Annotated in this window: 13 protein-coding genes; 3 read left to right on the top strand and 10 right to left on the bottom strand. The window is 71.7% G+C overall.

Features of this window, described 5'->3' with window-relative positions; translation table 11 throughout:
- Window positions 1-35 precede the first annotated feature (35 nt).
- Both ACFUUZ_RS08835 and ACFUUZ_RS08830 read left to right on the top strand, forming a co-directional pair.
- The gene (locus tag ACFUUZ_RS08835; RefSeq protein ID WP_378694039.1) at window positions 36-698 is read left to right on the top strand and encodes a TetR/AcrR family transcriptional regulator; all 663 of its coding nucleotides are present in this window, start codon (window positions 36-38) and stop codon (window positions 696-698) included.
- Between the two features lie 12 nt (window positions 699-710).
- Window positions 711-2303, top strand: coding sequence for a cation:proton antiporter (locus ACFUUZ_RS08830; protein ID WP_378694037.1), 1593 nt, complete (start codon window positions 711-713; stop codon window positions 2301-2303).
- Between the two features lie 102 nt (window positions 2304-2405).
- Here ACFUUZ_RS08830 and ACFUUZ_RS08825 read toward each other — a convergent pair whose 3' ends face one another.
- The 6 genes from ACFUUZ_RS08825 to ACFUUZ_RS08800 form a co-directional block, all read right to left on the bottom strand.
- Window positions 2406-3137 carry a sirohydrochlorin chelatase gene (locus tag ACFUUZ_RS08825; protein ID WP_378694035.1) on the bottom strand — a complete coding sequence of 244 codons (732 nt, stop codon included), beginning with the start codon at window positions 3135-3137 and terminating at the stop codon, window positions 2406-2408.
- 164 nt (window positions 3138-3301) lie between these two features.
- The gene (locus tag ACFUUZ_RS08820) at window positions 3302-4624 is read right to left on the bottom strand and encodes a sulfate adenylyltransferase subunit 1 (RefSeq protein ID WP_378694033.1); all 1323 of its coding nucleotides are present in this window, start codon (window positions 4622-4624) and stop codon (window positions 3302-3304) included.
- Window positions 4624-5574, bottom strand: a complete 951-nt coding sequence (cysD, locus tag ACFUUZ_RS08815; protein ID WP_067654630.1) for a sulfate adenylyltransferase subunit CysD — start codon at window positions 5572-5574, stop codon at window positions 4624-4626. Before cysD ends, ACFUUZ_RS08820 begins: the two co-directional genes overlap by 1 nt.
- On the bottom strand, window positions 5553-6269 hold the full coding sequence (locus tag ACFUUZ_RS08810) for a phosphoadenylyl-sulfate reductase (protein ID WP_378694031.1): 717 nt from the start codon (window positions 6267-6269) through the stop codon (window positions 5553-5555). The genes cysD and ACFUUZ_RS08810 overlap by 22 nt, the downstream gene beginning before the upstream one ends.
- 34 nt (window positions 6270-6303) lie before the next feature.
- Window positions 6304-8124, bottom strand: a complete 1821-nt coding sequence (locus ACFUUZ_RS08805; RefSeq protein WP_378694029.1) for a nitrite/sulfite reductase — start codon at window positions 8122-8124, stop codon at window positions 6304-6306.
- A 151-nt stretch (window positions 8125-8275) separates the two neighbouring features.
- Window positions 8276-8368, bottom strand: a complete 93-nt coding sequence (locus ACFUUZ_RS08800; protein WP_378694027.1) for an Ms4527A family Cys-rich leader peptide — start codon at window positions 8366-8368, stop codon at window positions 8276-8278.
- A gap of 160 nt (window positions 8369-8528) precedes the next feature.
- Between ACFUUZ_RS08800 and hemW the strand changes: the two genes are divergently transcribed.
- Window positions 8529-9725, top strand: coding sequence for a radical SAM family heme chaperone HemW (gene hemW / locus ACFUUZ_RS08795; RefSeq protein ID WP_378694026.1), 1197 nt, complete (start codon window positions 8529-8531; stop codon window positions 9723-9725).
- A gap of 204 nt (window positions 9726-9929) precedes the next feature.
- On the opposite strand, the gene ACFUUZ_RS08790 is transcribed toward hemW, so the two are convergent.
- The 4 genes from ACFUUZ_RS08790 to ACFUUZ_RS08775 are packed head-to-tail and all read right to left on the bottom strand — an operon-like array spanning window position 9930 to window position 12956.
- Window positions 9930-10691 carry an ESX secretion-associated protein EspG gene (locus ACFUUZ_RS08790; RefSeq protein WP_378694024.1) on the bottom strand — a complete coding sequence of 254 codons (762 nt, stop codon included), beginning with the start codon at window positions 10689-10691 and terminating at the stop codon, window positions 9930-9932.
- Between the two features lie 13 nt (window positions 10692-10704).
- Complete coding sequence (locus ACFUUZ_RS08785; protein WP_378694022.1) at window positions 10705-11928, bottom strand: hypothetical protein; 1224 nt, start codon at window positions 11926-11928, stop codon at window positions 10705-10707.
- Window positions 11925-12398, bottom strand: coding sequence for a hypothetical protein (locus ACFUUZ_RS08780; RefSeq protein ID WP_378694021.1), 474 nt, complete (start codon window positions 12396-12398; stop codon window positions 11925-11927). The genes ACFUUZ_RS08785 and ACFUUZ_RS08780 overlap by 4 nt, the downstream gene beginning before the upstream one ends.
- Before the next feature lie 21 nt (window positions 12399-12419).
- Window positions 12420-12956, bottom strand: coding sequence for a DUF3558 domain-containing protein (locus ACFUUZ_RS08775; protein ID WP_378694019.1), 537 nt, complete (start codon window positions 12954-12956; stop codon window positions 12420-12422).
- Between the last annotated feature and the right edge of the window lie 116 nt (window positions 12957-13072).

Genomic DNA, 13072 nt, shown 5'->3' with positions numbered 1-13072 from the left:
CTCGGAAGAAAACAACACGAACGATCGTGCGTAAGATGACAGTACGACCGTTCGTGCTTCTGGACAAGGGGTGCCGCACAATGGGCTTCGTGACCTACGACCCGCCCGCCGAACCGGCGCCGCCCGCCGCCGACGGCAGGCGCGCCAAGGGCGACCGAGCCCGCGCCGCCATCGCGCACCGCGCGGCCGACATCGCCTCGGTGGAGGGGCTGACCGGGCTCAGCCTGGCCCGGGTCGCGGACGAACTCGGGCTCAGCAAGAGCGGCGTCGCCACCCTGTTCGGCACCAAGGAGGCGCTGCAGCAGGCCGCGGTGGCCGCCGCCCGCGCGATCTTCGTGGAGCACGTGGTGCGGCCCGCGCTGGCGCACCCGCGCGGCGCGGAACGGCTGCGCGCCCTGATCGACGGCTGGTTCGCCTTCGTCACCGCACCCGTGCTGCGCGGCGGTTGCTTCCGGGTAGCCACCCTGGCCGAGTTCGACAGCAGACCGGGCCCGGTGCGTGATGCCGTCGCCGCCGACCACCACGACTGGCTGAGCTTCCTCGCCCGCCAGATCGGCCACGCCCACCCGGACGCCGAACCCGAACTCCTCGCCTTCCAGCTGGACGCCCTGGTCGCCGCCGCCAATACCGCCAATCAGCTCGGTGACGCGGCGAGCGTCGCCGCCGCGCGGACCCTGGTGGACCGGCTCGTCGCCTGAGAGGGTTGGCGGATGACCGGTCTGTTGCTGGGCGGTGTCGTCATGCTCGTGCTTATCGCCGCGGCCGCCACCATCGGCCCGCGGCTCGGCATCGCGGCGCCGCTGCTCCTGGTCGGCGCCGGGCTGCTCGGCAGCGTCCTGCCCGCCGTGCCCGAGCTGGACATCGACCCGGAGCTGGTCCTGCAGGTGCTGCTGCCGCCGCTGCTCTACTCCTCGGCGGTCTCCATGCCCGCCATGAACTTCCGGCGCGACCTCAGGGCGATCAGTGGGCTCTCGGTGGTGCTCGTGGTGGCGGGCGCGGTGGTGCTCGGGCTGTTCTTCGCCGCGGTGATCCCCGGGCTGAGCGTGTGGTGGGGGATCGCGCTCGGCGCCGTGCTCAGCCCCACCGACGCCGTGGCGACCTCGATGGTCGAGCGCGGCCGGGTGCCGCCCCGGGTGGTGGCCATCCTGGACGGCGAATCGCTGCTCAACGACGCCACCGCGCTGGTGCTGCTGCGCACCGCCGTCGCGGCCACCGCCGCCGCGTTCTCCTTCGGGGCCGCGCTGGGCAGCTTCGTGCTCGCGGTCGCGGTGGCGACCGCGGTCGGCGCGGTCGTCGGCCGGGCGACCCTCGCGGTGCGCAGCCGGATCCCCGACGCCACCGTGAACACCGTGCTCTCCTTCACCGTCCCCTTCCTCGCCTCGGTGCCCGCGGAGCTGCTCGGCGGCTCCGGCCTGGTCGCGGCGGTGGTGGCCGGGCTGGTCACCGGGTACGGCGCGCCGCGCAGACTCTCCCCGCGCAACCGGCTCAACGACTCGATCAACTGGCGCACCGTCGAGGTGGTGCTGGAGGGGCTGGTCTTCCTGACCATGGGGCTGCAGCTCTCCGGCATCGTCGGCGAGGTGCACCGGGAGCACGCCGGGCTCGGCACCGCCGCGCTGATCGCGGTGGCCGCGCTGCTGCTCGGCCTGCTGGTGCGCGCCGCCTACGTCGGGGTGCTGCTCTTCGGGCTCGGCCGCCGGGCCCGGCGCAGCGTCGCGGTGCAGCCGCGCATGCTCGACTTCCAGCGCAGGCTCGCCGCGGGCGCCTTCGAGCCGCGACAGCTCGGCGCCCGCCGGGCCGAGCGGCTCGGCACCCGGGTGCGCCGCGCCCTCTCCGACATCGACTACCTGCGGGCCCAGCCGCTCGGCGTGCGGCAGGGGTTCGTCGTGGTCTGGGCCGGGATGCGCGGCGCGGTCACGGTGGCGGCGGCGCAGACCCTGCCCGCGGACGCCCCGCACCGCTCACTGCTGGTCTTCGTTGCCTTCGCGGTGGCGACGCTCTCGCTGCTGATCCAGGGCGGCACCATCGGGCCGATCGCGCGCCGGATCCTGCCGGAGACCGACCCGGCCGAGGCGGAGTTCGAGCGCCGCGAACTGCTCGAGCTGCTGCGCGCCACCGAACTCGGGGTCCCGCACGCCGGGCTCTCCCCGAAGCAGCACCGGCTCGCCGTGCTCGACGCCCAGCGCGCCGCCGTCCTCGACGCCCGCGACGACGGCATCTTCGACGCCGACGTCCTGCAGCACACCCTCGTCACCATCGACGCCGAACAGCTCGCGCTCGACCTGCGCGGCGGGCCGGACTGAACCCCGCGGGGCCGCTCGGACAACGACCGCGCTGCCCCGAGGACCCGAACGCAGAGGCTGTGCCGTTCGGCGACGCCCGGTCGACCGCGCTGCTTCGAGGACTCAGGCGGAGAGGGTGTGCCGCTCGGCGACGGCGGCGTCGTAGCGGTCCCAGATCAGCTCGGTGAGCGCCGGGTGCGCACCCAGCGCAGCGGCGTGCGCGAGTTCCGGTGCCGCGTCGGCGATCCGGTCGGTGAGCAGCCCGGGGGCCAGGAAGTACGGGGCGACGACGATCCGCCGCGCACCGCGGGCGCGCAGCCGCTCGCGCGCCACCTGGACGCCGGGATCGGTGGTGGCGAAGCAGACCTCGGTGCGCAGGCCGGTGCGCGCGGCGAACTCGTCCGCGACCAGGCGGGTGCGCGCATTGGCCGCCGCCGAGGAGGCGCCGACCGCCGCGAGGATCACGCCGAGCTCGTCGCCGTGTTCGGAAAGACCTGCGTCGAGCGCCTCCCGGACGCGGTCCGCGAGTACGTCGAGCAACCGGACATCAGGGCCGAGGACACCGGCCTGGTCGATGCGCAGCAGCGGGTGCCGCGACCTGGCGGTGGCGAGCAGCCCCGGCAGGTCCACCCTGGCGTGGAAAGCGCTGCCGAGCAGCAGCGGGACCACCACGGCGTGCCGGTGGCCCGCCCCAGCGACGGCGTCGAGCACCCGGTCCACCGACGGCGCGTTCAGATCGAGGAACGCGGTCCGCACCGGTTGCCAGGGCCGCGCGGCCGCGACCGCCGCCAGCACCGCGCTCACCGTCGCCGCCGACCGCGGATCCCGGCTCCCGTGCCCGACCCCGACCAGCACCGGGCCGGCGGACTGAGCCGCGGCCTCGATCCCGGCCCGACCCCGAGCCGCAGCCGGGTCCCGCGGCACCCGATCACGCGCCGCAGTCCGGTCCCGCGGAGCCGCGTCGGCCCCGACCCGACCACGCGCCGTGGCGCGGGCCCGGCTGCGCCGGAAGTCCACCCTCAGACCCCGGCACCGACCTCGACCGCGGTGAGCACGTCGCCGACCAGCCCGGCCGCGAGCGTGTTCCCGTTGGCCGGGTCGATGAGCAGGAAGCTGCCGGTGTGCCGGTTCACCCGGTAGTCGTCGGCCGCGATCGGCTCCGCGACCCGCACCGAGATCCGCCCGATATCGTTGAGCGCCAGCGTCTCCGGCGCCGGATCGGCCGCCAGCCGCTGCTCGTCGAAGCGCTCGACCAGCGCCCCGACGATCGCCTGCGTGGTCCTGGTGCCGTGCTTGAGCAGCAGCCGCGCCCCGGCCCGCAGCGGCTTGTCACCGAGCCAGCAGACGGTCGCCTCGAAGTCGTCGATCGGCTCCGGCGCGTCCGCGGCCGTGGCGATGATGTCGCCGCGCGAGATGTCGACGTCGTCGCTGAGAATCAGCGTGACGCTGCGCCCGGTCTGCGCCACCGCCAGCTCGCCCGCGGGGGTGTCGATCCGCTCGACCGTGGTCCGCACCCCGGAGGGCAGCACCACGATCTCGTCGCCCGGCGAGACCGACCCCGCGGCGATCTGCCCGGCGTACCCGCGGTAGTCCGGGTACTCGGCGGTGCGCGGCCGGATCACGTACTGCACCGGGAAGCGCAGCCCGAGCGAGTGCGTGCCGGTGCTGTCCGCGTCCACCGGCACCGACTCCAGGTGCTCGATCAGCGAGGGGCCGTCGTAGTACGGGGTGTTCGCCGAGCGGGTGGCGATATTGTCGCCGTGCAGCGCGGAGACCGGGATCTCCAGCACGTCCTCCGACGCCCAGCCGAGGGCGCCGGTGAACTCGGTGAACTCGGCCGAGATCCGCTCGAACACCGCGGCGGCATCCTCGACCAGGTCGATCTTGTTCACCGCGAGCACCAGCTTCGGCACGCCGAGCAGCGCCAGCACCGCCGCGTGCCTGCGGGTCTGCTCGATGACGCCCTTGCGCGCGTCGACCAGCAGGATCACCAGCTGCGCGGTCGAGGCGCCGGAGACCGTGTTCCGGGTGTACTGCACGTGCCCCGGGGTGTCGGCGAGCACGAAGGAGCGCTTCGGCGTGGCGAAGTAGCGGTACGCCACGTCGATGGTGATGCCCTGCTCGCGCTCCGCGCGCAACCCGTCGACCAGCAGCGACAGGTCCGGCGTCGCCAGCCCGCGGTCCACCGAGGCCCGGGTGACGGCATCGATCTGGTCGGCGAGCACCGACTTCGTGTCGTACAGCAGCCGCCCCACCAGCGTGGACTTGCCGTCGTCGACCGAGCCCGCGGTCGCCAGCCGGAGCAGCTGCGCGGGCGGCTCGATCGGCACCGTGTCGGCCATCAGAAGTATCCCTCTCGCTTGCGGTCTTCCATCGCGGCCTCGGAGACCCGGTCGTCGCCGCGGGTGGCGCCGCGCTCGGTCAACCGGGAGGCGGCGACCTCGGCCAGGATGGCCTCGTTGGTCGCGGCCTCGGAGAGCACCGCGCCGGTGGAGGAGCCGTCGCCGACGGTGCGGTACCGCACCGCCCTGGTCTCCAGCACCTCGCCGTCGCGCGGGCCGCCCCACACGCCCGGCGTCATCCACATGCCGTCGCGCTGGAACACCGGGCGCTGGTGCGTGTAGTAGATGCTCGCGAGATCGACATCCTCGCGCGCGATGTATCGCCAGATGTCGAGCTCGGTCCAGTTGCTCAGCGGGAACACCCGGACGTGCTCGCCCGCCGCGTGCCTGCCGTTGTACAGATTCCACAGCTCGGGGCGCTGCCGCTTCGGGTCCCACTGGCCGAAGGCGTTGCGCAGCGAGAAGATCCGCTCCTTGGCGCGCGAGCGCTCCTCGTCGCGGCGGCCGCCGCCGAATACCGCGTCGAAGCGGTTCTCGGTGATGGCGTCGAGCAGCGGGACGGTCTGCAGCGGGTTGCGGATGCCGTCCGGGCGCTCGGTGAGCCTGCCGTCGGCCAGGTACTCCTCGACGCTCGCCACGTGCAGCCGCAGCCCGTGCCGCTCCACGATGCGGTCCCGGAATTCCAGCACCTCGGGCAGGTTGTGCCCGGTGTCGACGTGCAGCAGCGCGAACGGCAGCGGCGCGGGCCAGAAGGCCTTGAGCGCCAGGTGCAGCAGCACCGTGGAGTCCTTGCCGCCGGAGAAGAGGATCACCGGCCGCTCGAACTCGCCCGCGACCTCGCGGAAGATGTGGATGGCCTCGGACTCCAGCGCGTCGAGGGTGTCGAAATCGCTGAGCCCGAGGGAACGCTCGGTGCGAATGGTGTCGGTCATGAGGCGTGCAACCCGCATTCGGTCTTGGCGGAGCCGGCCCAGCGGCCGCTTCGCGGATCGGAACCCGGCTCCGGCTTCCGTGTGCACGGAGCGCAGCCGATGGACGGATATCCCTCCTCCACCAGGGGATTGACGAGGATGCCGTGCGCCTCGATATAGGCCTGCATCTCGTCGTCGGACCAGGGCGCGATCGGGTTGATCTTCACCAGCCCGAAGCCCTCGTCGTAGGAGACCAGCGGGGCGTTGGCGCGGGTCGGCGCCTCCACCCGGCGGATGCCGGTGACCCAGGCGTTGTAGCCGCTCAGCGAGCGCTGCAGCGGCACCACCTTGCGCAGCCTGCAGCACTCGGCGGCGTCCCGGGCGAAGAGGTCGCGGCCGAGCAGCCGATCCTGCTCGGCGACGCTCTGCTCCGGGCGCACGTTCACCACGTTCACCCCGTACACGGCCTCGACCGCGTCCCTGGTGCCGATGGTCTCGGCGAAGTGGTAGCCGGTGTCCAGGAAGAGCACGTCCACCCCGGACCTGACCTGCGCGGCCAGGTGCACCAGCACGCCGTCCTGCATGTTCGAGGCGACGATGTAGCCGGTACCGAAGGTCTCGTCGGTCCAGCGCAGCAGGTCGGTCGCCGAGGCGCCGACGAGGTCGGCGGCGCCGCGCTCGGCGATCGACCGCAGCTCCTCCTCGGAGAGCTTGCCTGTCACTCCCGTTGTCATCGCTGATCTCCCATCGACCGTGCGGCCTTCCCCGTCATCGGAGGTCGGCCTCGTCGGCGCGGACGGCCCACTGCGCGAACCGTTCGCCTTCCGTGCGGTGTTTGACGAAATTGCGCACCACCCGCTCGACGTAGTCGCCGAGCTCGCCGGTGGTCACCTTGTGCTGCCGCAGCTTGCGGCCGAAGGCGCTGTCCAGCCCGAGGCTGCCGCCCAGGTGCACCTGGAAGCCCTCGACCTGGTTGCCCTCGCCGTCGTCGACCAGCTGGCCCTTGAAGCCGATGTCGGCGATCTGCGAGCGGGCGCACGAGTTCGGGCAGCCGTTGATGTTGATCGTGATCGGCACGTCCAGCCCGGCATTGAGGTCGGCGAGCCGCTGCTCCAGCTCCGGCACCAGCGCCTGCGAGCGCTTGCGGGTCTCGGCGAAGGAGAGCTTGCAGAACTCGATCCCGCTGCACGCCATCAGGTTGCGCCGCCAGATCGACGGCCGCGCCTGCAGCCCGAGCGGCTCCAGCTCCGCGATCAGCGCCTCGACCTGCTCGTCCGGCACATCGAGCACGATGAGCTTCTGGTACGGAGTGAACCGGATCCGGTCCGAGCCCGCCCGTTCGGCGGCCGCGGCGACCTTCGTCAGGATGGTGCCGGAGACCCGGCCCGCGATGGGGGAGAAGCCGACGGCGTTGCGGCCGTTGCGCAGCTTCTGCACGCCGACGTGGTCGATCGGCCTGGTCGGCTGCACCGGGGCCGGGCCGTCGACGAGCTTGCGCTTCAGGTACTCGTCCTCCAGCACCTGGCGGAACTTCTCGATGCCCCAGTCCTTGATCAGGAACTTGAGCCTGGCCTTGGTGCGCAGCCGCCGGTAGCCGTAGTCCCGGAAGATCGAGACCACGCCCTCCCAGACGTCGGGCACCTCGGCCAGCGGCACCCACACGCCGACCCGCTGCGCCAGCATCGGGTTGGTGGAGAGCCCGCCGCCGACCCAGAGGTCGAGGCCGGGGCCGTGCTCGGGGTGGTTCACCCCGATGAAGGCGACGTCGTTGATCTCGTGCACCACGTCCTGCTGGCCGGAGATCGCGGTCTTGAACTTGCGCGGCAGGTTGGAGTACTCCGGCTTGCCGATGTAGCGGCGCACGATCTCGTCGATCGCCGGGGTGGGGTCGATGATCTCGTCCAACGACTCACCGGCCAGCGGCGAGCCGAGCACGACGCGCGGGCAGTCGCCGCAGGCCTCGGTGGTCTTGAGCCCGACCGCCTCGATCCGCTTCCAGATCTCCGGGACGTTCTCCACCTCGATCCAGTGGTACTGGACGTTCTCCCGGTCCGAGAGGTCGGCGGTGTCCCGGCCGAACTCGGTGGAGATCTCGCCGAGGGTGCGCAGCTGCGCGACGTTCAGCGCGCCGCCGTCGCAGCGGATGCGCATCATGAAGTACTTGGCTTCGAGGATGTCGATGTTCTCGTCGCCGGTCCAGGTGCCGTCGTACCCCTGCTCGCGCTGGGTGTACAGGCCCCACCAGCGGAAACGGCCGCGCAGGTCGCCCTTGTCGATGCCGTCGAAGCCGGTCTTGCTGTAGATGTTCTCGATCCGCGCCCGCACGTTCAGCGGGTTGTCGTCCTTCTTGGACTGCTCGTTCGGGTTGAGCGGCTCGCGGTAGCCGAGCGCCCACTGGCCCTCGGCCCGGCGGCGGGTCGGCTTGCCGGTGCGGGCGCGGGGCGCGGCATCGGCGGCGGCCGCGCGCGGGCGGTCCGGGCGGACCCGGCGCTCGGAGGCGGGGCGCTCCGGCCGTTGGCGGGCGGGCGCCGCCGCCTCGGTCGCGGCGGAGGAGTTCTCGCCGGGGCCGGCGTCGGTGCTCGACGTCATGAATCGCTCCTGCTGGATCTGAGTGGTACGTCCGTGCTGAAGGCGCGAGAAACGTCACTCGCGCAGGGCGGCGCTCCGCGTCGATCGGACGGAACCGAAAGGGTGGATTCGACGTTTCACCGGGGCTGTCGGGAGGTGCGCCGCAGGGGGGCTAGGATTGACACTCCGGCAGACAGCATGCACTGCAGACGCGCTTGAAGTCGACGTGGCGCCGTGCCACCAGTCGAACTCCACTTCCGCGCATGCGACCCATTGTGCCACGTCAGAGCGGTCGCTCCGACCGAGTGGGGGTATTTTCCGGAAAAAGGCGGGGAATCCCCAGGAGCGACCGGAGCAACTGTGACGCCAGTCATACGGCGACACGCGGGTCGAGCCCGCGCGGGCGCACTTGCCAGACTGGAGCCGTGAGCACTCCGGTCCGCAGCCCCGACGCCGCCCCCGTCCTCGGCGACTTCGGGGGTGGGCCCTTCGGCATCTACGTGCACGTTCCGTTCTGCGCGACCCGCTGCGGGTACTGCGACTTCAATACCTACACCGCGGGGGAGCTCGGCACCGCCGCCTCGCCCGCCTCTTGGCTGGAGGCGCTGCGCGGCGAGCTGGCCGCCGCCGCGGCGGCCTTCGACGCCCTGCCCTCGCCGACCCCCGAGGTGGCGACGATCTTCGTCGGCGGCGGCACCCCGTCGCTGCTCGGCGGCGACGGCCTGGCCGAGGTGCTCGGCGCCGTCCGGGCGAACTTCGCCCTGGCGCCGGGGGCGGAGGTCACCACCGAATCCAACCCCGAGTCCACCGGCCCCGCCTTCTTCGAGCGGCTGCGCGCCGCCGGCTTCACCCGGATCTCGCTCGGCATGCAGTCCGCCGCCGCGCACGTGCTCGCCGTGCTCGACCGCACCCACACTCCCGGCCGCGCCGTCGCCGCCGCCCTCGAGGCGCGCGCCGCCGGTTTCGCGCACGTCAACCTGGACCTGATCTACGGCACCCCCGGCGAGACCGACGCCGACCTGGACGCCAGCCTGGACGCGGTGCTCGCCGCGGGCGTCGACCACGTCTCCGCCTACTCGCTGATCGTGGAGGACGGCACCGCGCTGGCCCGCCGGGTCCGCCGGGGCGAGCTGCCCGCCCCCGACGAGGACGTGCTCGCCGCCCGCTACGAACGCATCGACGCCAGGCTGCGCGGCGCCGGGCTGGAGTGGTACGAGGTCTCCAACTGGGCCGCGGGCGACGCCGCCCGCTGCAGGCACAACCTCGGCTACTGGGACGGCGGCGACTGGCTCGGCGCCGGGCCCGGCGCGCACAGCCACCTCGGCGGGGTCCGCTGGTGGAACGTCAAGCACCCGGCCCGCTACGCCGAGCGGGTCGCCGCAGGCGGGCTGCCCGCGGCGGGCTGGGAGGCGCTGAGCGCCGAGGAGCGGCACACCGAGCGGGTCATGCTCGCCGTGCGGCTGCGCACCGGGCTGCCGCTCGCCGATCTCGACGCGCACGGTCGGGCCGCGGTGCCCGGGGTGGTGGCGGGCGGGTTGGCCGAGGTGCGCGGGGAGCGGTTGGTGCTCACCGATCGCGGCCGGCTGCTGGCGGACGGTGTCGTCCGGGACCTGCTGGTCTGACGGCCGATCCGGGCCGCTCGAGTCGCCGAGGGGTGCGACTCGTGTCTGCCGACGGTAGGGCGCGGCTCGCCGGCTGGGGGGCGACTCGTCGTTGGCGGTGGGACGCTTCCCGACTCGGTGCTGCTCGTCACTGTCGACCCGTGCGACTCGTTGCCGCTGGGCAATATGGCCGCCGAAGGGGGCGATTCGTCCCTGCTGTGGGCGCTACTCCTCGCGGAGCCGTTGGTCGGCTCGCTCGATCCACCCGGCGAAGGTGGCGAGCAGGTCGGCCTCGGTGGTGGGCCGCACGCTCACGTGCGTCCCGCGCCGCTCGGTGTACCGCCCGTCTCCGGTGATGTCGTGCCACTGCACGGCGGCGAGCGGCGGGTCGAGCCGATTGATCGGCCCGATCAGCAGCACCGCACTGCCGCCCCCGTCGGCGGGCCTGCCGAGCAGCCGTCGGTAGCGGTCTCGCGGCGTGTTGTGCCCGTTGTCCTCCAGGTAGCTGTCCCTGGTCTGACGGAGATCGTCGGCATGGAAGGTCTCGCCCCCCGCCGCGCCCGCCGGGCACCCCGGAATCGCCGCCGCCAGCCGCGCGGGCAGATCCTCCGCCCTGCTCATCCGCAACCGAATCGGCCCGTGCTCGGCATCGGTCCCGTACTGCACCGCGGTGACCGCGCGAAAAGCCGTGCGCGCCCCGACGATCCGGTACTGCCGCACATCCTCGGGCCCGGTGCTCTGCCGATGCCTGCAACTGCCACCGAGGATCTCGACCCGGATCACCGCATCGGCCAGCGTCCCGAGCGCCGCGTCGATCTCGTCCCGCTCGTCGGTTCCGTACCGGGCGAACACCGCGCGCCGATGCGCCGCGAACTCGTCCCGCAGCCGGAACCGACTGGTGTACCGCAGCGGGCTCGGCAACCGGTCACGGCCGTCGCTGTACCAGAGAGCCGCGAAATCATCCGTGGCCCAGCTCCATTCGGTCATGCCGCGAAGCGGATCACCGCGGCCGCTCCGCCGGGTCGCCGCCGATCACGCCGCCCGCGACGGTGCGCGGAATCTCCCCGAGCAACTCCTCGGTGTTCTCCTGGTTGACCAGGTAGTCGGGCCGCTGGTGCTCGGAATCCTCGTCCCCCTGCCCGCGCCCCGCACCCGCACCCGCACCGAACATACCCGGATAGCCGGTGACCGAGCGCGATCCCTGCGCCTGCGCCGCGGCAGCCGCCGCTGCGGGCGCCACCGCATTGCCCGGGCCACCGGGGATACTGCGCTCCGGCCCCGGCTGGTTCGTGGTGCTCGGTGAGCCCGGCGAATTCACCGACGACGGCGTCCCACCCGGGGTGTACCCCGGTGCCCCGCTCGGCGCGGTGCTGCTCGGCACCGTGCTCGCGGGGACCGTACGGGTCGGATCGGTTGTCGACCGCGGCACCGAGTCATTCGGGGTGGACTGCTGATTCGTCGAACTCGGCACCGTCCCGGCGGGCGTGGTCTCGGTGTCGCCCGGCTGCTCGGTACCGGCCGCCTCGTCCTCGGCAGGCGCCCCCGCACCGGCCTCCTCGGACTGCGCGCCGTCCTCAGTACCACTCGGCGTCCCCGGCGCCCCGTCACCCGCAGGACCGGTGGAGCCGGGCACGCCGCTGGTGGCGTCGACCGGGAGGTACCCGCCGGGCGGCGGCGCCGCGATATCCGGCGACACGGTCGGGCTGATCGGCGTCGGCAGCACCGGGATCAACCCATCCACCTGCCCGAACGGCTCCACATAGCGCTGCCGCATCTCGGTCCGCGCGACCTGCGCCGCCTCCGACTGTTCGCGCTGCAGATCCCACCGGTTCGGCGGCCACGCCCACGACGTCCAGGTCACCTCCACCGGATCCGGGATCGCGTTCTTGGTGTCCACGATCGCGGCCGCCGCATCCCGCACCCTGGTGTACATCTCCGCGAGCGCCGGGCTCAACCGCTGCGCATCCGCCGCATACTGCGCGATCGCGTCCTTCGCCTTGTCGGCCGCCGGGCCGGACCACGACTGCGAGATGGAGTTCTGGATGGAGCGGGCGAAGGTAGCCAGCCCCTGCTCCCACAGTTGGTGCACCTCCCAGTACTTCTGTGCCTGCTCCACCGCCTCGGTCGTGTCGAGGGGATCGAACGCCGCCTTGATATCCGGATGCTCCCAACTATCCGTCTGCTCCCCACCGCCCGGGATGGTGGTCTGCTCATAGGCTGTCATCGGGCGCTCCCGTCAGGGAGGATGTAGGGGCCGAACGGCACGCCGACGGCAGGCCGCTCGGGAAGAGTCTGGCTCAGACGATCGAATTCGGCTGCGAAGGTGGAATCGGTGTCACTCATTCGTTGTCGCGCCATGCGATGAACTTGCTGAATGTCTTCGACGATCTGCAGGTGCTGCTCCATCACGGCGTGCACACTGTTGTCTCCCGATGAGCCCTTGGCTTTGGTTCTGAAGCGTTTTACCACGGCTCCCGCCGACACCATGTCGGGATTCTTGTCGCCTATTCGCCAGTCTTCGACGTCGGCGACAGACACCATGATGTTCATGATGTTCTGGATGACGAGCTTGAAGGCCTCGCAGTCGCGATCGATATAGACGAAATCTTCGGGGCTCATCGCTAGGACGGCCGAGCCGCCGTCGACGTCATCGAGGAGCCCTTGCAACGGTCGGGATGTCTGCGGTTCGTTCACGATCTCTTCCTCACCTCCTGCTCAGATATCGGCCGGAAGCACGCCGACCACCTTCTCGGTGAGAGTGGTCGCTAAGGCGCAGGAATCGAGGCTTCCGGTCTTCTTGCGCGAGCTCGGATTCGTCAGCAGTATCTCCAGACTGCCGCCGGAAATCTGAACATTGACGTTGCATTGCTCCGACGGTCGCTCTGTGTCTTTCCGAGTAGATATCGCAGAGCGTCCGGCCAGTGTGAAATCGCGCGAATCGGGAAATTTCCTAGCTCGCACCATGTCGACCGTCACGTTGGTTGTCGCGATGGTTGCCGAGTAGCCGTCCACTTGGGACCACACGCATCCGCGCCACTGCAGTCCATCGGCTCCGTTGTTGTCGTTCTTGGTCTTTGCTCGCAGTCCCTCGGAGTCCAACACGCCCTGTGGGATATCCGCGCACGGGTCGAAAGCTGTGGGTGCGCTCGGCAGAGTGGTGGTCGTCGGTGACGCTTCCGAACCCCCGGACGAGTCACATCCCGCGATAGCGAGAACGGTGAGGGCGGCCAGAGCCGCGGTGCCGAATCGCACGAGTCCCCCTCGAAGCCGACGTCCCCCTGGTCTGATCCGTGACGCTACCGGCGCACCCGGACCCCGGGCAAGGCGCCTGTGGACAACTCCCGTCGACCCGGGCGATTCATCCACAG

It is taken from the genome of Nocardia sp. NPDC057353 (assembly GCF_042667085.1).
Taxonomy (GTDB): Bacteria; Actinomycetota; Actinomycetes; order Mycobacteriales; family Mycobacteriaceae; genus Nocardia.
This window is presented reverse-complemented; position numbering and strand designations above follow the sequence as displayed.